The following is a 23,775-nucleotide window of genomic DNA, read 5'->3' on the forward strand; positions in this document are numbered from 1 at the left end:
CACAGTAAAAAATAAAAAGTCGTATTTCCATGCGCAGTTTATGCGCATCAGCGCTCACAGGGGAAGTAAGCGCGCCTATGTCGCAGTCGCCCATTCGATGCTGATAGCCATTTACCATATCCTCAAAGACGGAGTAGCCTTCAAGGATCTTGGGGCTGATTATTACAACCAATTCAACAAGGAGCGCAAAATCAACGCGTACCTGAAAAAGCTAAAAGCGCTTGGCTGGGAAGTCCCGGCAGCTGCCACCTGAATCTGTCAGCTAAGTTCATAATTCTTTAAAAAAACTTGAAAAAGTTTCAAGGGGGAAGTCTGCGCTTTTGAAAAAGTTTCAAGGGGGAAGTCTGCGCTTTTTTGGCTACCCGGAAGGTTATGTTTCACAGTAAAAACTTATATCTTCAAGCGGCATATCCGCCATGGGCACTTTTGCCAGCTTCATTGCAGAGCTGTTCAAATTCTTTTAATTTCTGCTTTGCCTCTGTCGTCAGGTTCTTTGGAACCTGTACCTCTACTGTCACATACTGGTCGCCATGTACAGCTGGATTTCCTGAGGTCACAATGCCCTTACCCTTCAGACGAATCTGGCTTCCGGACTGTGTACCTGCCTTTATCTTGCACATAACATCACCATAAATCGTGGAAATCTTGACTTCACCACCAAGCACTGCTGTTGTAAACGGAATTGTAACGGTTGTATAAACATTCTGACAGTCTCTGCGAAATCCCGGTTTGTCATGTACTGTTATGTTCAGGAGCAGATTTCCAGGCTCTCCGCCATTGGTTCCGGCCATACCTTTTCCTTTTAAACGAATTACTTTGCCGTTTGCAATGCCTGCCGGAATATTTACCTCCATTGACTGCACCTGTCCGTTTTCGTCCTGCAGACGGATTATTTTTTTGCAGCCAAAGGCCGCTTCATCGAAACTGACTTCTATGCTGCTCTGAATGTCTGCCCCCTTTTCCGGGAATCCGTGTCTGGAATAGCTTTTGTTGAATCCGTTACCCCGAAATCCATTCGCTGTTCCTCTCTGAAAAGCACCAGAACCTCCGAAAATATGTTTCAGAATATCGTCCATATCCTCTCCGCCTACAAAATGATATTCACGATAGCCATTATTCATATCTCCGTAGGCATAATGGGGGTTATTCTCAAAACCATTGCTTTCTGTGCTTCCATAAGCTCCGGCTGTCTCATCAAATGCTGCATGTCCATACTGGTCATATAATTCCCGTTGTTTTTCGTCACCCAGTATATCATAGGCCTCATTTAGTTCTTTGAAACGTTCTTCTGCCTGGGCATTTCCCACATTACTGTCCGGATGATACTTTTTTGCCAGTTTCCTGTATGCTTTTTTAATTGCTGCGGCATCTGCTGTCCTGCTGACACCTAAAACATCATAATAATCTTTTTTCATCATTCATGCTCCCCTTCTTTCCTTTGGATATTTAGATAAGAGAAAAACGGGAGAACACTTAAATGCTCCCCCGCATACCTTCGCTACTACATTATCTCCTGATTGTATTACACTTCTTTTTTTCGCTGCCGGTTCGGGTTCTTTCTTATAAAACAAACATTTTCAAAATGACAGTTTCATAGTTTCCCTTTGATCCATAACCCTATCTGTTATATATGTGTTATAACACATACTAGATGTGCCGTCAAGAGTAATTTACAATTATGGTAGCGTCAATTTCCCCTATTTTACCAGGTTCACTACCTTTACTCTACTTTGGGCTTTTTCAAGGACCTCGCACCCTGCTTTAATCCAGGCAGATCCATCTCCTGCAATATAGATCTTTTCCAGGTATTCCAGGTCATAGGTCGCTCCGATATAATCTCTTACCTCTTCCCACAGCTCTTCATTCTTTTTTCCCGGATATAGTCCGCTGAAATAGTGTTTTCCCATTAGACGGTATCTCTTGGACTTGGACTTCTCTCCGTTTTCCTCTACAATATCCTCATAAACACAGATCAGCTTGGGCATCAGGGTATTGTTCTTTCGCCCCTCTCTATCCCGCTTCAAATCCCCCTTCTTCTCAAAAAACTGGGCTGCAACATGATCCTCATCTGCTTCGATATGCAGGTGCCGGATTCTTTTTTTCTCCTCCTGTTCCTGAATCGGCAGTTCAATTACTGTATCATGCACCAGGTTTTTCACCGTCTGCTTGCTTACGGAATCCATCAAACTGGCATGCTCGCCACCCTTGCGGAACGGGTATATTCGTTGTGACGGGCCCCCTTTATCTGGTGTAGCTGAAATACAGAAAAATTGCCGTGGTTACCTGTTTGCAGAAAAATACGAGCAGCAGATCCAGACCCAGAATGGACAGACTGTTGGCCGTTGACAGGCTTCCGTCCTCTGCCAGCTTCTTTTTCAGCTCCTGGTTCACTTCCTCCGCCCTGTCCTTACACCCATGAAAATCGAGGACTTCCCGGGTGTGTTTCCAGAACATTCGGTCTGCGATTTTCCCCAGTGGATAGAATTCCAGCGCCAGCATAATGAGGATGAACAGAAATACATAGCCGGTATCATAAGGCAGAGAACGCAGTCCCGGATGTCGGATATCAGGTAACCGTCCAGCCGCGTAAGGGCATTGAATAGGACTTCCAGATTTTGGAGGGTGTCAGGCACACTCTCTACATCCGGAAGTCCAAACTCTGTCAATTGATTCCCAAAAGCTTCAGTATTTCATTGTGAGGCTTGTCCGCATCCGCCTGAAACACATCAATGTGATTCAGATCCCCGCTCCTGTCCGTAAAGGCAGGGAATAAAAAGCCGCATACGGGTTTATCCGGCTCATACTCCCCGCTCAGTGGGCAGACGGCGCAAATCATATATTCAAATACTTCTTCTGATTCCCACTGGCGTTCCTTGTCAGAACCTTTTGCCGGGATATCATAACGGTCATGGAAAACCAGGATGGCATACTCCCTGTCTGCACGGTAATGCTCCATGACAACATCATAAAAGGTATCCATCAGGGCATCATTTTTCAGGCCGCATTCGTTCATGGCCATGAGCAGCTGCCACATACTTCCAGGTTTCCGTGCGCTTTGAGGATATTCATACTTTTTCAGGTTCACATTCGTGGCTGCAAAGGGGATTTCCTTAGCCAGCTTCAGTTTCTTTGTCCGTTCTGATGCTGATAATTTCAGAAAATTAATATTAAAACTTCCGTCAAAATCCCCATCCCTGTCCACATAACATCCCGCAATCCTGGTAAAGGAGGTGCGGGAAAGGGTCATCCGTCTTGTAAGCTCCAGCATGTCTTCTCTGTTTATCATAATCTGTCAGTTACCTTCCTGTCTTTTCTGTCATTCATAAACAGATTGTACCATATACTTCATGGACCAACAACCTATTTTCCTACTGTAAAGGAAAGCACGATATCTCCGTCAGACGCAGATGCATTTATATTCCGTTTGGAACCATGGTCTTTCTCGTAATCCTCTTCCTGCTCAAAGTCAGTCTGTTTTAAATCAGCCTGTTTCAGGTTGCAGCTGCCATCTGACATTTCCAGGGAAAATCCGTCAGCAATCATCGCCTTGCCGTACCGACAGCCTTAGTCTGCTGTTGCGTGATACCTTTGGTTATCTGCTCTGCTTTCCTTCCCGTCAGGTTTACGTTTCCATAGGATGAGGTGAGTAAATGCCCAATCCCCTGACTGTAATAACGCCGGAGCATCCTGGAAGCCGCCCGGTCCATGGGATATGGCTGCGGACAGCTGGCAGGCCGTTATCTGCTAACTGCCTGTGACGGGTACCGCTGCGATTATTACGAAGCATGGCATGAGATATGGGACAATGGATGATGCTTTGTCAGCTGACGATTTTCAGATACACCCTGGATGTGAGTATATATACAGCCGCATAGATAACCGCGAACACTGCCAGGGTTCCGGTCGTGGTGGCTGCAAAAAGCCTTACATTGGTCAGGTTCATGGCTGACAGCAGCTTTGTAATAAGGGGAAAGGCTGCTGTGATGTGCATGGCTGCGGCAGCTAAGGGCAGGAAGAACATTAACAGTATCTGGGAACGTATGGACTGCTTGATTTCTGTTCCTGACAGCCCGACTTTCTGCATGATTTCATAGCGGCCCTTGTCATCATAGCCCTCTGTCACCTGCTTATAGTAGATAATCAGAACATTGGCCATTACAAAGAGGGCGCCCAGAAAAAGTCCAAGGAACAGCAGTCCGGCATTCAGCGAATAATAGGAGGCCCTCTGAAGGGCCGCGCACTCTCCCCGGAAACCTTCGGGAATAACGGAAGCCTTTGTCATGATTTCTTCAAAAATACGGATTTGCGTGTCTTTGTCCTGGTCTAAATCAAATCCGTAATGGTATTGGATATGGGACGCAAATTCCTCTGCCTGCGTCTGCTGGAGAGTCTCCAGAATCTGCATTTCCTCCATGTCAGGTACGATCAGATAATATACCACAGATCCAAATGTATCAGCTCCCTCCCAAAGCCCATAATCTCCGGCCGGCACAGTTTCATAGGTTCTTCCCAAAAGGGTCAGATCATTTTTCTGATAGGTTTTTTCCCGGGTAATGACCATGCACTGGCCTTCTGTCAGCTTTGCGCTGTTTCCTGTTATCCGGTTGTAGTCATCCTGGGTCATGACATACATGGGACTGATCCGCTCCAAATCTTCTGCGGTGTATAACTGGCGTACATCAAAGGCGCCCTCCTTGACTTCCATCACCAGAAGCGGCAGGTCCCGGTAGGCCAGAGTGTTTTTTTCGGATATGTGATTGGCTGACAGCACCTCTTTAACGGCAGATGTGATGACTTCCTCATCGCTGTCCGCGGCCTTATCCGCCTCCAGCATGATATTGCGCGGAAAGCGGTTCCTCAGGACATCGTCCATACCCACATAGAGGGCCACTGTGCTGGACAGCATGACCAGTACGGAGGTGGACAGTATACAGATACCTGCCAGACCCGCGGCGTTCTGCTTCATGCGGTACAAAAGTCCGGATACAGATATGAAATGACTGGTCTTGTAATAAAACTCCTTCCGCCTTTTCAGGAATTTTAAAAGTGCGATGCTTCCCGCGGTAAACAGAAGGTATGTGCCAATCATCACAAGGATGGATGCCAGGAAAAACACACTGATTGCAAGGGCCGGATTTTTGGTAGTAATGGCCATGTAATATCCGCTCCCCAAGGCCAGGATACCGGCTATGGCAGTGATGCCGTGAGTTTTCGGCTCCCTTTCTCCCATACGGCTGCCATGAAGGAGGTCCACCGGGCTGCTTATGTGTACCCTGGCCAAATTGACAGCGAGAATGACCAGGAACACCAATCCATATAAGAGAATGGATAAGGCGGCCGCTGTTCCGGAAAAGTAGAATCCCCACTGCACAGGCGCTTCCAGCAGGCCCAGCAGCAAAAGATAGACTGCTTTGGACAGGATAAATCCTCCTGCGATTCCGGCTGTAAGGCTTATGGCAGCAATGATGAGGGTTTCAAAAAACAGGATTTTCCCGATATGCCGCTTGCCCATCCCCAGTATGTTATACAGCCCAATCTCCATCTTCCGCCGTTTCATCAGAAAGCTGTTTGTATAGAACAGGAATCCCCCGGTAAACAGCGTGGTGATGAAGCATCCAAGATTTAAAATGGTCCGCATGTCGGAGCCGCCATTCATTTGGGCAATCTGTTCATTGGAGGCCAGGGTGAGAAGAATGTCAAACATCATCACGGACCCGGTGCAGGTCAGGATATACGGAACATAGGTCCGGGCATTTTTCCGGATGTTCTGAACTGCCAGTTTTAAGTAGAATATACCATTCATGCCCGATCACCACCTGTCGTTATCATAGTCAATGTATCTGCAATGTTCTGGTACAGCTCATCATTTGTTTTCTTTCCACGGTAGAGCTGATGGAATACCTCACCGTCCTTTATAAACAGCACGCGCCCGGCATGGCTGGCTGCCCGGACACTGTGGGTCACCATCAGGATGGTCTGCCCTTCCCGGTTGATTTCCCCGAACATCCGAAGAAGTCCGTCTGCTGCCTTGGAATCCAGGGCCCCGGTGGGCTCGTCCGCCAGCAGGATGCCCGGATTGGTAATGAGGGCCCGTGCTGCTGCGGTTCTCTGTTTCTGTCCGCCGGATATTTCATAGGGAAATTTATTCAGCAGTTCGGACAGCCTCAGCTTTGCGGAAAGAGGCACAAGCCTGCGCTCCATCTCCTCATAGGGAAGCTTTGATAACACCAGGGGCAGAAAGATATTATCTTTTACCGTAAAGGTATCCAGCAGGTTGAAATCCTGGAATACAAATCCCAGATGGCCTCGCCTAAACTCCGCCATCTTGTGCTCCGGGATGCTGTTTAAATCAGTTCCCTTTAGAAAGACAGAACCGGAAGTTGGCCGGTCCAGGGCTGCCAGTATATTGAGCAGCGTTGTCTTTCCGGAACCGGATTCCCCCATGATGGCAACAAACTCTCCCTCTTCCACTGTAAAGCTGACATCCGCCAGGGCCTGGACCCGGTTTCCGCCAAAGCGGGTGGTGTATATTTTTTTCAGGTGCCGTACATCCAAAACAGCCATGCTTTATTCCTCCAATCTCATTTATCGGTCATTTCCAAGTGACATAAGATGTAATACACATGCATTATACAAAATCAGGGAAAGGGCTGCCATGGCTGTATCTTACATTTTCCTTTGGAGGCTTACATTTTTGTAAGATTGGCCGCGGTATCTGTCAGGTAAAACAAGGTGAAGGGGGTTATTCCACCGGAAGGGATTCACTTCCAAGACGAATCCGGACCACGGTGCCCTTACCTGGTTCTGATTCAACCGATATGCTGTGTGACAGGCGCCTTAGAATTCTCCTGCACAGATAGAGTCCGATGCCGGAAGAACGCTTATCAGAATGTCCGTTATAACCGGTAAAGCCTTTCTCGAAAATACGGGGCTGGTCTTCCCATGCAATTCCTATTCCGGTGTCCCGGATGACCAGGGTTGTTTCGGGATCTTCTTCCACCCATATGGTGACTCCGCCCTGCCTTGTATATTTCACGGAATTGGACAAAATCTGTTACACCACAAACACCAGCCATTTTTCATCAGTCAGAACTCTGCGGTTAAGCGGTTCATAGGTTAATGACAGTCTTTTCCGTATGAACATTCCGGCATATTTGTGTACGGCCTGCCGCACAATGCGGTCCAGGTCATTCCACTGGACAATCAGGTCATTGTGATTGTCCAGCCGCAGGTATTGCAGTACCATGTTCACATATTCCTCAATTTTAAACAGCTGTTCTGTAAGCTCCGGGGCTGATTCGCTCTCCTGCTTCTGCAGTAAAAGCCTCATGGCCGCAATGGGTGTCTTTATCTGATGGACCCACATGGCATAGTAGTCAGACATTTCATTCCGTTCCCTTTCAGCCTGGCTGCGGATTCGTTCCCTGTCCCTGCCGACCAATGTCAGCAGATTCTGGTATTCTGTTTCCAGCAATGAACCGGAGTCAGGATAGGACTCAATGTAAGAATGGTCCGGGTCGCGCATGAAAGCAGATTCCATACGGGATAATAAGCCGGCCTTTCTGCAAAATTGCCTGTAATGCCATGCAACAAGCGGGACCGCAGCGCAGATACACAGCAGGAATCCGTACAGGACTGCCTCCGCAGGCAGACGGTATCCATAAAATACAGCGCCAAAGATCGCGGTAAAAAGTAAAATGAGGCTGATAAACCCCCTGTACCGCTTCAAATATTCCATGGCCAGCGGCCCACTGGAACTATTTCTTGTATTCTCTGCCATACATGACCTCCCAATCACTCAATCAGATATCCGCAGCCTTTTCTGGTCTGGATGAAATCAGACAAACCGGATTGCTCCAGCTTTTTTCGCAGCCGTGTGACATTTACGGTCAGTGTATTATCATCCACATAGCTGTCGGATTCCCACAAACGCAGCATCAGGGTATCGCGGCTTATAATCCGTCCCTTATTTTCCATGAGAATCTGGAGGATTCTCTGTTCATTCCGTGTCAGGGTAAGCTTATTGCCGTCCACATACAATGCCCCGTCATCCACATCCAGCACAGCGCCACGGTGTTCCAGCAGACGGTTCTGTCCTGCAAATTCATAGGTCCTTCGCAGCAATGCCTGTATTTTAGCTGTCAGGACATCCAAATCAAAGGGCTTGGCAATAAAATCATCACCGCCCATGTTCATAGCCATCACTATATTGAGGTTGTCAGAGGTAGAGGAAATAAATATGACAGGTACCCTGGAGCATTGGCGGATCTGGCGGCACCAGTGATATCCGTCATAAAAGGGAAGGGAGATGTCTAAAAGTACCATCTGCGGCCCAAAGGCCACAAATTCACCCAATACATCCTCAAAGTTCACTGCACACAAGGTTTCCCACCCCCATGACCGTAAATGGTCTGCCAATACCCCCGCGATGACGTGGTCGTCCTCCACAATGAAAATTTTATACATAGGTCCGGCTCCTCTTACTGAATCTGTCTGGTATGGCTGGGAAGATGGATGGTTAAACCGCAGCACTTCTCACAGAGGACAAATACCCGTATCCTCCCGCCCATACCCCCGTAATCGTATTATCTTCGGTATCCAGATTAACGTATATTCTGGAAATGCTGTTTAGATTATGCCCCTGTTCAAAGATATACTGGTCTTGTTTTGATGCGTACTCGTATAAATAGCAGGCCAGCGCACAGTTGGAGGTGCCGGTGGCGGATTCCTCATCTATGCCGTAAAGCGGGGCAAAATTCCTGCATATGGCGGTCAGGCCCGTCTCTTTTGCAGGGGAGAACGCATGGATGCCGATGCATTCTTTCTCCCGGCTTAGCCTGGTGATGGCGGCAAAATCAGGCGTCATCCTGCCCAGAATCTCAGGGTCCGTCACCGGAACCATAATATCCCTTAATCCCGTGGACACAATTTGCACAGGTAAGGTATCGGCGATGCCGTCCGGATTAAAACATGCCTCCACATCCCCCTTATCCAGCTTTTCATAGAATTTCGGGGTATTCTGCTCCATGAAAATCAGGCCGTTTTCATCCGCACGTATTCTCAATATACCTGATTTTGTCTCAATGGTATACTCCTGTTTTTTAAGCATCCCTAAATGCCGCAGCACAGTAAAAGTCCCTATTGTGGCATGACCGCACAGAGGGACTTCCCCCTCAGAGGTAAAGTATTCTAACTTAAAATCAGCCAGCTCTGAATCATCCACAAAGGCTGTCTCTGAATATCCCAGCAGAAAGGCTGTTTTTGTTTTTTCTGCTTCATTCAGGCGGGCCCGCTGCAGCACCACGCCCGCCTTATTTCCGCCCCTGTTATCTTTGCTGAACGCACTCGCCACATAAACATCCATCGTCATTCGCAGTCTCTCCTGTCATAATGCAAAAATACGGCCAGTTTGCCGGAGGTAAATATAAGATCCACGGTTATGGAACCGTCATTCTCAGATACGGAACATAACCCTGTTTTTAAACTCCTGTGCCTTGCCGTCGTTCCAGTCATGGACCGGCCTGTAATAGCCCGCAATCCTGCTGTAAACATCTGCGGTGCCTTTGCATTTCGGACAAATCTCCTGTCTGCCGGGCAGATAGCCGCAGGTCTGGCAGATGGTGTAAACAGGAGACAGTGTGAAGCAGGGGATATGGTGCTCTGTAATCATGCCGCGGAGCAGGTTCCTTGCTTTTTTCCAGTCCTCCAGTTCCTGCTCCATGTACACATGGAATACAGTGCCTGTGGTGTAAAGGGGCTGCAGGGAATCCTGGTTTATAAGCGCATCCTGCAATGTGCCGTCATAATCAGCCGGCAGCTTGGTGCTGTTTGTATAATAGGGCTTGTCCCCTTCGCGGCCGGCTGTCCGGATCCCGGGGAAACGCTCCCGGTCCAGTCTGGCGAAGCGGAAGGTAGCTGACTCTGCCGGCGTGGCTTCCAGGCCGTAGAGATTACCGTACTCTATCTGGTATCCAATCAGCTTTTCACGCATATGGTTCAGGACAGAGACAGCGAACTTCTTTGTCTCTTCGAATTCCAGGCCGGCCTTCAGCCACGGTGCATTGAGCCCTGCTTCATTCATGCCGATGACGCCGATGGAGGAAAAGTGATTGTCAAAATCAGTGAGGTAACAGGCCGTATAGGGATAAAGCCCATTCTTTAACAGGGTGGAGATCACCTTCCGCTTAATGCTCAGGGAACGGGCAGCCAGGTCCATCATCTGGTCCAGCCGGGCATAAAACTCCTTCTCGTCCTTTGACTGGTACGCAATCCGGGGAAGATTGACCGTGACCACGCCAACGGAACCTGTATGCTCCCCGTATCCGAAAAAGCCGCCTGCCTTTTTCCGCAGTACATGGAAGTCCGGCTGGATTCCATCATAAGAAGTCCTTACATCTTCCGGTTTCATGCCGTTTCCCTTGTAATTGATGAAATACGGGGTCCCGTAATGGGATGCAAGGGAAAACAATAACCGGTTTTGTTCGGTATCCGACCAGTCATAATCCGCTCCTATCCCATAAGCCGGAATGGGATACTGGAATCCCAGGCCATTGGCATCGCCTTCCAGCATGGTTTCCATGAACGCCCTGTTCACCATGTCCATTTCATTCTGGCAGTCCCCGTATGTAAATTCCATTCTCCTGCCGCCCACAATGGCCTGTTCATCCGCCATGTCTCCTGGCACCTTCAGGTCCATGAAAATGTGGGAAAATGGGGCCTGGGTACCCCAGCGGCTGGGGGTGTTGACTCCAAAGACAAATGCCTCCATGCATTTCTTCACCTTATCGTAGGACAGGTTATCTGCCTTCACAAAGGGAGCCAGGTAGGTGTCAAAGGATGAGAATGACTGGGAGGCAGCCCACTCATTCTGCATGATTCCCAGAAAGTTTACCATCTGGTTGCAGAGGGTGGCCAAGTGCTTGGCCGGGGATGCGGTGATTTTCCCGGTGATGCCGCCCAGGCCGTCCAGCAGAAGCTTTCTGAGGGACCATCCGCAGCTGTAGCTGGTCAGCATGGATAAATCATGGATATGGATGTCACCGTTTACGTGGGCATCGGAAATCTCCCTGTCATACACTTCCGTAAGCCAGTAATTGGCAGTCACTGCGCCGGAATTGTTCAGAATCAGCCCGCCAACAGAATATGTGATGGTTGAATTTTCCTTGACGCGCCAGTCCTCCACCTTTACGTAGTTATCCACCACATCCTTATAGTCCAGGATGGTCTTATCTAAATTCCTGATTTTCTCCCGCTGTTTTCGATACAGTATGTAGGCCTTGGCCACATCGGTGTATCCGGATTCCTCCAGGACCTTTTCCACGCTGTCCTGGATATCCTCCACGCTAATCCGGCTGTCTTTTATCTTCTTCTGGAAATCAGAGGTGACCCGGAGCGACAATAGCTCAATAATATCAGCCGTATATGATTTACCTGTTGCTTTAAATGCCTTCTTGATAGCCAGCGTTATCTTATCCAATTGGAATTCCACGGTTTCCCCGTCCCTTTTAGCCACTAAAAGCATGTTCTTGTCTCCTCCTCGTTAGGTGTGAATCACTGTCAGTATAAGCAGATTTATTCCATTATATCAAAGACATGGGCATAAATACAGCATCATTTCATCAGAATGCTTTGCCTCCCATCCAGGCGTTTATTGGATGTCGCCAATGGCCTGAATCACCCCTTCCAGGGAAAACCATTTATCCCATTCATATCCCGGCTTCTCAGAGGATCTGTCATAGACAGCCTGGAATGCCTGATTGTATTCTTCCTGAGTCATCATGACACCCTCCCAATCATATTGATAGATGGGATTACCCTCATCATCAAACTGCACATTGGAGTTATCCTCTGCCCCATAATACCCGGATGCAATGGGAATCAGGCGGCCGGACTCCATGCTGTACACGATATCGTAGTAGCAATCCATATTTCCCTCAGAGTTGCACAGAAGATTTCCGCGTTCAATATAAGAGAAAGAGAGTCGGGACAGCTGCGTTTCATCGGCAGCCCCGTCTGCAAAACTAACTATATTGCAGCCCGTTGCCTCGTCGATTCCGATTTCCACCAATTCCGGGATGGCATCGTCATTGATGTAAATTAAATTATACCCCTGCCACTGACCGCTGTCCTGGGATTGGAGAAGGTCGATATAGGCCTGTTTCCAGCCGGATGCAGATACTTTGGTCCCGCCCTTTCCCGTGCCCAGAAATCCCAGGACAGACTGTATGGTCTTTTCGGCAAGGGCCGAGTTGGCGTTCTCTGACAGATTTCTCTCCAGGGTAAAGCTGCCGTCAGCCTTCCCGCTGTAGATTCTCACCTCAGGATAGCCGGTGCCTGTCTCCAGCCCGGAGGCCGGTGAGTAGCTGCATATTATGATGATATCATTGAAACCATCGTTGTTATAGTCAGGAAAGGACACTGCCTCCACCTTATTAAACGTCTCATTGCTCCGTATGTTGTCCTCGTACACGCCGTCCAGAAGGCACACCGTTTTTCCGGCCTTCTTTATCTCAAACAGGACATCTGCAAGAGGATTTTGACGGCTGTCCGGTTCATAGGATGAAAATGTGACGCTGCCCAATGGCTCCAGTGTCACATCAAAAGTCTGCTCCTTAATCAGCAGATATCCGGCCGTCCCCTGGTCTGAATCAGCCGGGGCTCCGGTGCTGTCTCCCTGCTGCGCCGATGCCTGGTCAGGCCGGGAGCCCGTTTGCGTGTCAATCCTGATTTCCGGTTCTGCCTCAGTGTTTTGGGTTTCTGTCTGTTCCGGGGACTGCACCTGGGATGGTTCCTTGTGTCCGCAGGCAGTCAATGCGCCGCACAGCGCCATGCAGAGTAAGGATGTTGTCAGTTTGTTAGAGATATGCCTCATGTTTTTTACCTTCGTTTTCATATGTGTTTTGGTTCGGTTTATAGGATTCAGTCAATATAGTTCAGTAAATAGAGTGTTTTCCATCCCGCTACAAGTAAGATTTGGTCCGGCGACCATTCTTCGTCTTCTTCATCCGCTGATTCTATGAATTGTAGGAAGACGTGACTCTGATGAATTATGTACTGCTTGGCGGAAATCAGATACTTAACTCTCCTGTTGCCGGATTCCATTACAGAACTGAAATTACAGACAGCATCATGGAGTCCATGATAGAAGGTGTTCCATTGCATTGGCGGACATATGATAGCATTCATTAATACTTCTCATATCGTTGGCAATATTATAGACAAAAGGAGCTGTCCAGATGACTGCTGTCTCTTCCTTTTGATAGCATGATACAAACACATCCCCGCCTTCCCTCCTGTAAACAGACAGTACTGCGTCAGGAGGGCCTGGCGGCGGTTCCTGGTCTGGAAGAAAGGTCCAGTTCCTGCCGGACATATCTGTAAATAACTGGTCCATCATCCAATCGGACGTGGTATAAAAGTGATTTCGGTTTTTTAATTGTACATTCACCGTATCCCCGGATAGGCGGGAAATGCAAAGCCGGGAAATGCCCTCTGTCTCCATCCAGTTTTTTTGTGACATATACCTAATGGTTTCCTGCCCGTCCCATTTTCCTGTTGCATTCCATGAATCAGTAAAGAAGGAATTATCATGGTCCAGGGTAACCGGACGTTCCGGTGTGCTGTACGCCAGTTCGCCCTGGTCAGTACTTACCAGCAAAAGACTGTTCTTTATGTAGTTCTCTGCCGTATCCATGAATGCTGCAAGGGCGTCTGCGTCTCCGAAAAAGCCTGTCCTGTCCTCCTGCTGAAGTGCAAAGTCTGCCGTGTGGGAATGTACCTCCACTGTCTTGTTATCCGGACCTATATAAAAGACCCGGAGACTGTATGCGCCATATCCCTGGTTCATATAGGGGGAGTATTCCAGAAGATAATCTGCCCCGTATTCCCTGTAGAGGTACAGCATGGACCAGCCTGCATGAGCCAGACTGTAGTCGTGCTTCCAGATGACCGGGGAATCAGCGGATTCTCCTGCCAGTACCTTAAGGGAGGAATCTTGTCCTCCCGATGCTTGGAGATCAAGCAGTCCGGCAGTGATGCGTTCCGGTTCTCCATCATGGTTTATATCCGCAAAGAATATAACATCCGTATCAGTCCCGTACTCCATGGGATAGAGAGCTCCTGCGTCCATCAGCTGTTCCGGTTTTACTGTGATTTCAGGCAGTTTATGTGATAAGGCGGAAATTGCCCTGGTCTGAGCTTCTGTGTTATCATCCATTCTGGTTCCGGTTTCGTACCGGGGTTCTGACACTGTTTCCGGCGGCTGCATCTCTGACGGGTATTCCGTGCTCTCCGGCAGAGTGGGCTCACGCACCACGCTGCTGGCCGCTGTGGGAGATACTGCGCTGCTGCATCCGCAGAGCAGTGCAGTCACTGCAAGTATAGTCACTATCGTCCAAGGCCATATCATCCCATGACGCATCCCCCAGAGTTTTCTCATCATCCCACGTTCCATCCTTTCCCTGCGCTGTTCCATTTTATACTAAAAGTATACTATAAGTGCAGGAAGAGAACTCTTAATTTTCCCTTGCAAAATTCCTAATATCGACGATTCTACTTTTGCTGCCGGACTTTCTGCCCGAAAACATGCACATAATCAGGGGGATGAATAAAATACCGGACAGAAAAAAGGGAACCCCACAGCCCCAATGATGTAATACTACAATCACCGGCACTGCGGGGTTCGGTTTTGTTGTGTCATGGTTATCCTTCAATGGAGATATATTTCTTCTCCTCTGCCAGGGACTTTGCTTCCTTCTTGGAAATGGACAGTCTCAGGATGCCGTGCTTGAATTCACCCTTTATATCCTCTTCAGTCACATCCCCGCCCACATAGAAGCTTCTCTCGCAGGCACCGGCATAACGCTCCTGGCGGATATATCTGCCGCTGTTCTTCTCCTGCTCATCCTTATCCAATCCTTTGGCAGCGCAGATGGTCAAATATCCGTCCTTGAGGGATACCTTGATTTCGTCCTTCTTAAATCCCGGCAAATCCATTTCCAGCTCATATCCTGTATCTGTTTCACGGATGTCGGTTTTCATCAGGTTTTTGCCTCTGCGTCCATATAATTTCTTCTCCAGCTTCATCATATCCCTGTCGTCAAAAAATGGATCCCTGAAAAATTCATCAAACATATTTTCACCAAAAATACTGGGCATTAACATACATCATTCCTCCTTTGTTATCTGTGCGGCTCCCGGAGACAGTTCCGGGAGCAATGTATGTTTAGGTCTGTCTGTCACATATCAGTTTAACCTTCGATTGCAATATACTTTTTCTCTTCCACGGCCGGTTTTGCTTCTTTCTTGGGAACCAGCATCTTCAGGGTGCCGTCCTCGAATTTGGCCTTGATGTCCTCCTGGGTCACTGCGTCACCTACATAGAAGCTTCTGCTGCAGGAACCGACATAACGCTCCCTGCGGATGTAGGTTCCGTTGGAATCCTTCTCATCCTTGCTGGAATCTGTTGTGGCCTGTATGGTCAGATAGCCGTCCTTGAGCTCTGCCTTTACATCTTCTTTTTTGACACCGGGCATGTTCATGGTTATCTCATAGCCATTTTCAGTATCCTTGATATCGGTATTCAGCATATCGAATGTCTTGTGGCTGCCGAATGAGTAATCAAAAAAGTCATCCAATAAGTTTTCTCCAAAAATACTAGGCATCAACATATGTCATCTCTCCTTTATTTAATAATCTATGTGGTTGTTATATATTGTACTGGAACTGGATGGGAAGGAACTTATGAAATACATCTCATTTCATCTTTTTCTTACCTCCTCCTTTGTTCTACACGTAATATAACACGCATTATTAGCAAAGTCAAGAGGTGAGTGCTAATTTCACACTTTTTTCACATTTTCATATTTTCCCGTACGTTTTCACATTTTGGGCTTGGCAGATTCTGTGAATGATTTAAAACATTCCTCATGGAATCTTTATATTTTCCCCATGATTTGGATATGGAATCTTTAAACCTTATGGTGCTACTATAATGTCATCCAAAGATGCGGATTTAACGTTTTATTTCCTGATCTTCCTTAAATCAGGCAAAAAACGTGAAATATTACAGGAAATCCAAAGATCTTACCATGGAAAAATCCATGCAGGGCTCCTATACTTATAATAACACCATATGACAAATCCGGCGGAAAACAGAAGCCGGTGATATGCAAAGGAGTGTAAGATTATGACAAGTATGTTAGTTAAGTTTGAACAGCCGGAACAGGTGGTAGATTTTGTGAATACACTGAGCCATTATGACTGTGATGCAGATATTAAGTATGGCAGCCGTATGGTAGACGCCAAGTCCGTTCTGGGAGTTCTTTACCTGGCGGTATCCCGCACAGTGGAGCTGATTCTTCACATTGATGAGGATGGCTCCAGGGATATAAAAAACAGACTTGCGAAATTTGCGGTATAAACAGAACAGGATTCGGAAAAGCAGCCGGCTATATTTTGCCGGCTGCTTTTGACTATCTGATTATGATTGTGATGGCGGCGGCGAACACGGCTGTATAGGCCAGTCCGAGAATTGCCAGACGCCAATATTCCTTTATGGTTTTAAATGATTTCATACCGCACACCTCCCGAATTTCATTTTGTGATTTCATTATATAAAATCTCTGTAAATTCTGAGAGGCGTATTTTGTAAATTCTTTGTAAAACAGTGTTTGGATATTAGGTTTTATCTTTTCAGCCCGCGGCTATCTGCTCCAGTACAGTATCTCGCCGTCATACTCCATGGTCAGATACTCTTTGTCATCCTCAGATATCAGGTGAAGAGTCAGGCTGTTTTGGCTGTCTCCATGGTCTTCATAGGGAGTAATGGAGGCGGTAATGGAACCGCCTGATTCTGTGGAGCCGCCCGGCTCCGTGCACTGTCCCTTTCCGCCGATGCCGATTCCGATATAATAACTGATCTCTCCGGTATCGCTGATTTCCAGGCCATTGCCCATATGCAATCCGGTTCCGAACATCTCCTGCAGGGAACCATATTGTTTGAGTTCGGCCTCTGTTTTCGGCCCGTTTAGGGTCCAGGATCCTGCAGCCTGCCGGATGATTTCTCCGGAAACCACATTGGTCTCACTGCTGCTCTCTTCTGCCGGTTGTCCGGTTGCTTTTGTGCTGCCTGAGGACTCATCCATGAACTTCTCTATCAGGGCAGACACCTCCTTATACTCTGCTTCCCCGTACATTACAGCCTCGTTTACCTGGCCGGTCAATGAATCAGCTGTATCGAAACCATCGCCCCTGTTCAGATAAATGGATATGACGCTGTATGGGATAGGGCTGTCCGCATTCTGAAACATTTTTCCCACGCCAACGATGACATCCTTTTTTCCGTCCTTGTCTATATCCGGAAAGGATACAAAACGGACGCTGTCAAAGATGCCGGGAGTTCCGGTACGGTCTTCCCAGGGAAAGGTATAGAGGACCTGATTATCCTTCATAAGGTAAAAATGGGGTGTGTCAAGGGAATCCTCCGGTTCACAGGACACAAACCGTACCTTACCCCAGCCATCCAGTTCCACGTCAAAGGACTGGTCCTGGATGATGGCTCTGATGCCATTTGCAGCCGGGGCAGTTTCATGACCGGCAGAAGTGCCGGCCTGGGTGTCGGAATAAATATAAATCTCCTGGTCTGCCCCGGTTTCTGCAGCAGGCTCTGACTTCTGGCCACAGCCAGACAAAAGCATCAGCCCCAGCAGACTTGCGATGCAAAGTACTTTTCCTGAATTCCTCAATTTAAAATCCTCCCTCATGTAATCCGTCTTTTTCAGTTGTCGTGTCTGGTTTTATTGTAAACAAAAAGGATGCAAGTATCAACTTAACATCCCTTTCATATATCTTAATTTTTCCGAAGTATATTTGGCAGTGAGAACCTTCGGTCATCCGGCCGGCAGCGCGGATAAAAAAGAAAAGTTGACATAAAATTTTTATGTTAATCAAATCTTTTACGGCCAAATCACCCTGCCGCGCGGCAACACTATTCAATGGGCGCCTGATAAAATCCGCCGTAAAAGTTTTCCGTTTTAATCATATTGACAATGACATGGGGATCCTGTTCCCGCATGAGATGCACAATATCGTTCACCTCATAGGAGGACACCACGGTGTGAAGCAGATACATCTTCTTATGACTGTAACCGCCCACTGCATCCACACAGGATATGCCGTGTCTGTATTGTTTTATGTACTGATTTATGATTTCCGGCGCCTTGGTGGTGGTAATCTGCAGTGTAACCCGTTCATACCTGTGATGGAAGGCAGAGATGGCTTTGGTGGATACGAACTGGAACAGGATGGAATATCCTGCATACAGCCATCCGAACATGTATCCGAAGATGCAGAGAATCACGCAGTTGCCTGCAAACACATATTCCCATATAGACCGCCCTGTCTTATTGGAAACATACAGGGCAATGAAGTCCGTGCCGCCTGTGGAGGCATTTCCCCTTAAGGCAATGGCAATGGACAGTCCGTACAGGAAACCGCCGAAAACCACATCCAGAAGCACATCGTTGAACAGGGGTTCAAAGCTGCATATTTTGAGAAAGAAGCTGGCCAGGAACACCTGAAGCATGGAATAAAAGGTAAAACGCATGCTGATGCTCCTGCTGCAGAGGATGGCCACCGGTATATTGAGGACCAGCATTCCCAGGGAGGTGGAAATATTGTGCCCGTAGAGGGAGGCAATCCTGTCAATGAGGATAGCCACACCGGTAAATCCGCTGGACAGAAGGTTGGCCGGCCGTATAAATGCCTGAATCACATAGGTCTGCAGCAGGGCGGACGCTACTACAGCCAGGATGGTTATGAGCCTTCTCACCAGTATGTTCTTTTTGTATTTTGCTATCATGGTCCTATCTCCCCAACTCCCCAAGGCTGTCTAAGAGCTGGCGGACCAGTGTCTCTGACACCACGTCATAGCAGTTTGCATGGGGAGGTTCTGCAAAGCCGTAGGTCACTCCATTGGAAGTGGTGGTGGGGTCCGTCATCCAGTCCTTGCAGGAGCTGTGTACCTGCTTTATTCCGGTTTCTTCCATGAGCTTTCTGGCATTGGAGGCATTGATGCCGCTTCCGGCCAGGATTTCGATGCTGTTTCCATAAGCTGACTGAAGGGCTCCCAACAGAGCCTTTCCTTCCACTGCCTTTGGTTTTAAACCGCTGGTCAAAAGACGGTCAGCCCCCAGCTCAATCAGGGTCTCTATGGATTCATAGGGGTTGGAGGTGCAGTCAAAGGCCCGGTGGAATACTGCTTCCTTTCCATGGCTGTGGATAATGGAAATCATTCGGGCATTCCTTTCCCTGTCAATGGAGGCGTCCTCCCTAAGACAGCCGAAGGCAATGCCGTCCGCTCCGTGGCGGACCAGATGTTCGCATTCCCTGAGCATTACATCAAAATCTTCTTCACTGTAACAGAATCCGCCGCCTCTGGGCCGGACCATGGCAATTACCTTCACATTGCAGTGTTCCTTCACAAGTTCCAGGGATGCCAGGGAGGGCGTGAGCCCGCCCATGTGCAGGGCGCAGTTCAGTTCAATCCGTCCGGCTCCACCGGACGCAGCCTGCAGGGCATCGTAGTAGCTGCCGCAGCATATCTCCAACATATAAAAACCTCTCCTTCTTCCTGTCCATCAGCACAGTACCGGCCAAAGGCCTAAAGCTGTGCAAGACGGTACAGGGCCAGTGCATATATTTTTGCGTTGGTTACCAGGTCGTCCACGGTCATCCACTCATTTGGATTGTGGCTGATTCCCTTTTGGCCCGGAAAACTGGGACCGAATGGGACAATTCCGGGCATGGCCTTGGCATAGGTGCCGCCGGTGGTGGTCACGGGAGTGCCGTCCATGCCCGTGACCCGCTCATAGCTGTCCTGCATGGCTTTTACCATGGGCGTATCCTTGGCAAAAACCACCGGATCATAGTTCTGTACCAGCTTTGCCTTCAGGCCGCAGCACTCTGCCTTTTCCGTTATGGGCTTCATGATTTCCCGGATGGTGATACCGCCCGGGTAGCTTAAGGTGGCGTCAAAGGATACCATGTTTTCCGTGTTTCCGTGGCCGGCGTTCCCATGTCCGGCGTTCCCGCCGGGCTCTAAACCCAGTCTGTAACCGCGCATTTCCATCATACCATATTCTTCATGGTAGTAGTCAATACCCAATCGGTCGCCTGTGTTTCCGGCGCCGATAAAATATTTGTTTACAAAGTCGAAAAATGTACCCAGGCATTCCCTTGTGCCAATGATGCGCACCACTGCCCTTCCTCGCTCACTGTATACCACAGGATATTTGCAGTCCGGCGTAAATCCGTAAACAGGAGGTTTTTCTTTTGACAGATAGTACCTGAGGTCCTCAAATCCCGTTTCCTCGTCACATCCGAAGATGATGCGCACCGGATGCCTGAGGGTAAGCCCCAGCGCCTTGACAGCGGCCAGCCCGTACAGGCAGGCCATGACAGGCCCTTTATTGTCCAATACTCCCCTGCTGTATATGACTCCGTTTTCCATATAGCCGCTGAAAGGCGGCTCCCTCCAGCCCTCGCCCACCGGCACCACGTCCACATGCCCCATGGCGCAGACATAGTCTTCTCCCCTGCCATAGAATGCATATCCGATGTATCCGTCCAGATTAACGGTTTCAAAGCCCATCTCCCTGCTGATGGAGAGGGCCAGGTCCAGGGCTTCCTTTACACCGGGGCCAAAGGGAGCCCCATCCCGGGCCTCCCTTTCCACGCTGTCAATGCGCACCATCTGACGAACATGTTCAATCAGCCGGTCCCGGTTTTCGTCGATATAGTCCAGAAGCTTTCTGTCTATCTGATTCTGCTCATCCATATTCCTATTCCTCAATGGGCGCCATGCGCGTCTTCATATAGTTTTCCATCCACTCATCCGATGCCTTTTCGTAGGTACAGCGGCCGTCCTCCTGGCGGGTCACCAGATACACGGTTGGCTCCAGGGCCTCTGTGACAACGGCAAAGGAAAATCCCTCTATGTTGGTGGCCACGCCCCACTCGCCCTTTGGGTTCATGGCTATAAGGGATAAATCACCTGCCTCGCCCCTGCGCTCCCTAAGCTCCGCGTCCAGGCGGGACACGGCGGTCTCACAGGCCTCCTGGGGATGCATACCCTCTCCCATGAGGCGAACGATTTCATAGGAAATGCAGCCCTTCATCAGGTCCTCACCCAGGCCGGTGGCACTGGCAGCGCCCTTTTTGCTGTCAGCATAGAATCCGGAGCCGGATATGGGCGAGTCCCCTACTCTGCCCTTCTTCTTCATAAAGAGGCCGCTGGTGGAGGTAGCGGCTGTCATTTTGCCGGTTATGTCCAGGCAGGCCATGCCCACGGTATCGTGGCCGGAGTATGGCTTAAGCTTTTGGGAGGCGGTCTGGACGGCTGCCTGGGCGGACATCTCCTTTAAGCGTTTTCTGTAATGGGCCTTTGCCCGGTCTGTCAGCATATTCTTGCGCTCAAATCCTTCCTTGTGGGCGAATTTTTCAGCGCCCTCCGCCACCAGCAGGCTGTTGACCTTTTCATGGCTCAAGCGCCTGGCAATGGACACAGGATTGGCAAAGTCCCTGATGGCCGCAACAGCGCCGATATCCAGGGTATTGCCGTCCATAAAGGCAGCGTCCATTTCCACTTCCATCTCCTCGTTGGGAAGTCCGCCGTAGCCAACGGATTTATAGTAAGGAAAATCCTCCACTTCCCGGATGGCAGACTCGATGGCGTCTCCTGCGTCCCCGCCGTCCTTTAACATTTCGGCGCCCTTAGTGATTCCCTCCACTGCCATGCGCCAGGTTGCAATCATACCCCACATCCTGCATATCCTCCTCTATTTGAAACAGAATTTATGTTCCAGTTCCGCTGTATCGCTGCCGTCAGCCAGTGCCTTTGCCAGTTCACACATGTTCTTAAGCGCGTCGTTCAGTCCCATGCCGCCCTTTTTCGGTGTTTCCACAATGGCCACCTTATCCTTGTAGGCGGCGATGGTATCCTTGTTCTCTACGGACATGGCTGCAAATGCCTTTGCCTTTGTGGTGGCGTTGATGTCGCATGCCACCTTTGCGCACATGGCCGCATAGTCAGCGAAGTTAAAGGCAGGACCGCACATGACCACATCCGGCTGCAGCTTATTTACCATGGCGCAGAGCTTGCGGCTTACCTCCTCCGGGTCAGCTAAGAAGGTTCCGTTGCCGCAGCACAGGCAGGCTGTCACATGGCCGTCCACCTTCTTTAAGAAGGGCTCCATCATGACTGCGGGACCGATGGGCTCCTTTTTGCCTGTAAGGGGAACCATTGTGTCATCTTTTGTTCCAAGACCGGACTGAATCTGGTCGTATATCATAATAATTTTCATTATCTTCACCTCATATTATTGTATCCCCATTGGGATTGTCAAAGGAAAGCCGGGCCGTCAATGGCAGCCGTCCTACAGGTCGTCAAAGGAAAGGTCATCAAAGTCAATGTCATCGTCATCTGATTTCTCAGAAGCCTTGGCCTCATCTTCCAGGTACTGCTTATCCATCATCTTAATGAACGGCATGTAGATAAATACTCCCAGTATGAGAAGCAGCAGCTGCAGTACGGCTCCCTGCCATCCTGTTGCCAGGAATCCGGACAGCACCACAGGCATGGTCCATGGAATGGCAACGCCCGTACAGAGGGGAACCAGACCAATGCTCATACAGAAATAAGAAATCACGATGTTTATGGTCGGCACCAGCATAAAAGGAATGAGAATCATTGGGTTCAGCACAATGGGAAGGCCGAACACGATGGGCTCGTTGATGCCGAACACGCCGGGGATTAACGCCAGTTTGCCTAATTCCTTGATACGCTTGGAATGGCAGAATAAAAGCATTGCGATGAGCAGTGACAGTGTGGAACCGCATCCGCCGAAGGTTGCGAACAAATCCTGGAACTGCTGGGAAATGATATTGGGCAGTGCCTGGCCAGCCTGGAATGCAGCCAGGTTGTCGGCAGACAGGGTCTGAAGGATGGGATTGAACACAGCGCCTACCACGGAACCGCCGTTCACTCCAAAGAACCAGAAGAAGTGAAGGAATATATATGCGATTACCATGGCCGGAAGCGTATTGCCCAGCTTTAAAAGCGGTGTCTGCAAAATAGTAAAGATAAAGTTAAATGCATTTTTATAAGGAGTCATTGCAAATACGATATTCATGATAAAGAATACCAGTATGGAAACACCAGCAGGAATCAGGGCCGAAAACGACTTTGATACCGTAGGAGGAACGCCGTCAGGCATCTTGATGACCCAGCCCTTTTTGTTTACCCACGCATAGATATGGACTGACAGGAAGGCTACGATGATTCCCACGAAGATACCTTTGGATCCCACCCAGTTTAACGGAATTCCGGTGACGCTGGAACCGCCGTCCACAAGAATCTCGTAGGGCATGATGAGGAACCAGCTTACCAGGGCAATGGCGGCTCCGAAAAGCTTATCTGCGTTCATCTGTTCTGCGAAGGAATAGCCAATGCCTACAACGGCCAGCACTGCCATGATGGAGAAGGTGGCGTCAGTGGGCTTTGAAAAATAGGATGCCCAGTTGTCCCCGAAAAACCGGGCCCAGAAATCCGTCCATCCCGGTATTGGGAAGTTGGCAATCAGCAGGAAAAAGGACCCTACGATTAATAGCGGCATGGACAGCAGGAAGCCGTCACGGATGGCAATGAGATATTTATTCTTTCCGATTTTCTCTGCCAATGGCATGAGTACGGACTCTAACTTATTTAGCATGATTCAT

At 49.0% G+C, this 23,775-nt stretch carries 24 protein-coding genes and 1 pseudogene; 2 read left to right on the forward strand and 23 right to left on the reverse strand.

The window, feature by feature from the left end; genetic code table 11:
- Window positions 1-253 (forward strand): annotated as a pseudogene (locus G614_RS27490) (IS110 family transposase); the annotation flags it as partial.
- A 145-nt stretch (window positions 254-398) separates the two neighbouring features.
- Here G614_RS27490 and G614_RS0113770 read toward each other — a convergent pair.
- From G614_RS0113770 to G614_RS0113850, 16 genes are all read right to left on the reverse strand, one after another.
- On the reverse strand, window positions 399-1,418 hold the full coding sequence (locus G614_RS0113770; protein ID WP_027642411.1) for a DnaJ C-terminal domain-containing protein: 1,020 nt from the start codon (window positions 1,416-1,418) through the stop codon (window positions 399-401).
- Window positions 1,419-1,697: 279 nt separating this feature from the next.
- Window positions 1,698-2,183 (reverse strand): UPF0236 family transposase-like protein, encoded by a 486-nt coding sequence (locus G614_RS0113775; protein ID WP_027642412.1) that lies wholly within the window; start codon window positions 2,181-2,183, stop codon window positions 1,698-1,700.
- A 58-nt stretch (window positions 2,184-2,241) separates the two neighbouring features.
- Window positions 2,242-2,454: a hypothetical protein gene (locus G614_RS27495; RefSeq protein ID WP_242828091.1), complete on the reverse strand. Its 213-nt coding sequence runs from the start codon at window positions 2,452-2,454 to the stop codon at window positions 2,242-2,244.
- A 208-nt stretch (window positions 2,455-2,662) separates the two neighbouring features.
- A complete protein-coding gene (locus G614_RS0113785) occupies window positions 2,663-3,286 on the reverse strand; it encodes a DUF4317 family protein (RefSeq protein WP_027642413.1) in 624 nt (207 codons plus the stop codon).
- A gap of 74 nt (window positions 3,287-3,360) precedes the next feature.
- Complete coding sequence (locus G614_RS0113790) at window positions 3,361-3,543, reverse strand: hypothetical protein (protein WP_027642414.1); 183 nt, start codon at window positions 3,541-3,543, stop codon at window positions 3,361-3,363.
- Between the two features lie 277 nt (window positions 3,544-3,820).
- A complete protein-coding gene (locus G614_RS0113805) occupies window positions 3,821-5,803 on the reverse strand; it encodes an FtsX-like permease family protein (protein WP_027642415.1) in 1,983 nt (660 codons plus the stop codon).
- Window positions 5,800-6,564: an ABC transporter ATP-binding protein gene (locus G614_RS0113810; protein WP_027642416.1), complete on the reverse strand. Its 765-nt coding sequence runs from the start codon at window positions 6,562-6,564 to the stop codon at window positions 5,800-5,802. Before G614_RS0113810 ends, G614_RS0113805 begins: the two co-directional genes overlap by 4 nt.
- A gap of 178 nt (window positions 6,565-6,742) precedes the next feature.
- A complete protein-coding gene (locus G614_RS33720; RefSeq protein WP_330366893.1) occupies window positions 6,743-7,048 on the reverse strand; it encodes an ATP-binding protein in 306 nt (101 codons plus the stop codon).
- Between the two features lie 6 nt (window positions 7,049-7,054).
- Complete coding sequence (locus tag G614_RS27500) at window positions 7,055-7,780, reverse strand: hypothetical protein (protein WP_330366894.1); 726 nt, start codon at window positions 7,778-7,780, stop codon at window positions 7,055-7,057.
- Window positions 7,781-7,794: 14 nt separating this feature from the next.
- A complete protein-coding gene (locus G614_RS0113820; protein WP_027642417.1) occupies window positions 7,795-8,466 on the reverse strand; it encodes a response regulator transcription factor in 672 nt (223 codons plus the stop codon).
- A 52-nt stretch (window positions 8,467-8,518) separates the two neighbouring features.
- Window positions 8,519-9,364 (reverse strand): PhzF family phenazine biosynthesis protein, encoded by an 846-nt coding sequence (locus G614_RS0113825; RefSeq protein ID WP_027642418.1) that lies wholly within the window; start codon window positions 9,362-9,364, stop codon window positions 8,519-8,521.
- 90 nt (window positions 9,365-9,454) lie between these two features.
- Window positions 9,455-11,521: a ribonucleoside triphosphate reductase gene (locus G614_RS0113830; RefSeq protein ID WP_027642419.1), complete on the reverse strand. Its 2,067-nt coding sequence runs from the start codon at window positions 11,519-11,521 to the stop codon at window positions 9,455-9,457.
- Between the two features lie 126 nt (window positions 11,522-11,647).
- Window positions 11,648-12,871 (reverse strand): hypothetical protein, encoded by a 1,224-nt coding sequence (locus tag G614_RS0113835; RefSeq protein WP_027642420.1) that lies wholly within the window; start codon window positions 12,869-12,871, stop codon window positions 11,648-11,650.
- A gap of 255 nt (window positions 12,872-13,126) precedes the next feature.
- A complete protein-coding gene (locus G614_RS0113840) occupies window positions 13,127-14,440 on the reverse strand; it encodes a hypothetical protein (protein ID WP_242828093.1) in 1,314 nt (437 codons plus the stop codon).
- Window positions 14,441-14,700: 260 nt separating this feature from the next.
- Entirely contained in the window at window positions 14,701-15,162 is a 462-nt protein-coding gene (locus tag G614_RS0113845; protein WP_027642422.1) for an Hsp20/alpha crystallin family protein, read from the reverse strand.
- Between the two features lie 86 nt (window positions 15,163-15,248).
- The gene (locus G614_RS0113850; RefSeq protein WP_027642423.1) at window positions 15,249-15,668 is read right to left on the reverse strand and encodes an Hsp20/alpha crystallin family protein; all 420 of its coding nucleotides are present in this window, start codon (window positions 15,666-15,668) and stop codon (window positions 15,249-15,251) included.
- A gap of 518 nt (window positions 15,669-16,186) precedes the next feature.
- Between G614_RS0113850 and G614_RS0113855 the strand changes: the two genes are divergently transcribed.
- The gene (locus G614_RS0113855; RefSeq protein ID WP_027642424.1) at window positions 16,187-16,420 is read left to right on the forward strand and encodes an HPr family phosphocarrier protein; all 234 of its coding nucleotides are present in this window, start codon (window positions 16,187-16,189) and stop codon (window positions 16,418-16,420) included.
- Between the two features lie 283 nt (window positions 16,421-16,703).
- On the opposite strand, the gene G614_RS0113865 is transcribed toward G614_RS0113855, so the two are convergent.
- The 7 genes from G614_RS0113865 to celB all read right to left on the reverse strand — a co-directional run bounded on the left by G614_RS0113865 (window position 16,704) and on the right by celB (window position 23,768).
- Window positions 16,704-17,744, reverse strand: a complete 1,041-nt coding sequence (locus G614_RS0113865) for a hypothetical protein (RefSeq protein WP_242828094.1) — start codon at window positions 17,742-17,744, stop codon at window positions 16,704-16,706.
- 242 nt (window positions 17,745-17,986) lie between these two features.
- Window positions 17,987-18,859 carry a YitT family protein gene (locus G614_RS0113875; RefSeq protein WP_027642427.1) on the reverse strand — a complete coding sequence of 291 codons (873 nt, stop codon included), beginning with the start codon at window positions 18,857-18,859 and terminating at the stop codon, window positions 17,987-17,989.
- Window positions 18,860-18,863: 4 nt separating this feature from the next.
- Window positions 18,864-19,610: a copper homeostasis protein CutC gene (locus G614_RS0113880; protein WP_027642428.1), complete on the reverse strand. Its 747-nt coding sequence runs from the start codon at window positions 19,608-19,610 to the stop codon at window positions 18,864-18,866.
- Between the two features lie 50 nt (window positions 19,611-19,660).
- Window positions 19,661-20,836, reverse strand: coding sequence for a Sapep family Mn(2+)-dependent dipeptidase (locus G614_RS0113885; RefSeq protein WP_027642429.1), 1,176 nt, complete (start codon window positions 20,834-20,836; stop codon window positions 19,661-19,663).
- A 4-nt stretch (window positions 20,837-20,840) separates the two neighbouring features.
- Window positions 20,841-21,821 carry a N(4)-(beta-N-acetylglucosaminyl)-L-asparaginase gene (locus G614_RS0113890; protein ID WP_027642430.1) on the reverse strand — a complete coding sequence of 327 codons (981 nt, stop codon included), beginning with the start codon at window positions 21,819-21,821 and terminating at the stop codon, window positions 20,841-20,843.
- A 15-nt stretch (window positions 21,822-21,836) separates the two neighbouring features.
- Entirely contained in the window at window positions 21,837-22,361 is a 525-nt protein-coding gene (locus tag G614_RS0113895) for a GrdB-related putative oxidoreductase (protein WP_027642431.1), read from the reverse strand.
- Window positions 22,362-22,433: 72 nt separating this feature from the next.
- Window positions 22,434-23,768, reverse strand: a complete 1,335-nt coding sequence (gene celB, locus G614_RS0113900) for a PTS cellobiose transporter subunit IIC (protein ID WP_027642432.1) — start codon at window positions 23,766-23,768, stop codon at window positions 22,434-22,436.
- Window positions 23,769-23,775: the final 7 nt, after the last annotated feature.

The sequence above is a fragment of the [Clostridium] clostridioforme AGR2157 genome (assembly GCF_000424325.1).
Classification (GTDB): domain Bacteria; phylum Bacillota; class Clostridia; order Lachnospirales; family Lachnospiraceae; genus Enterocloster; species Enterocloster clostridioformis_A.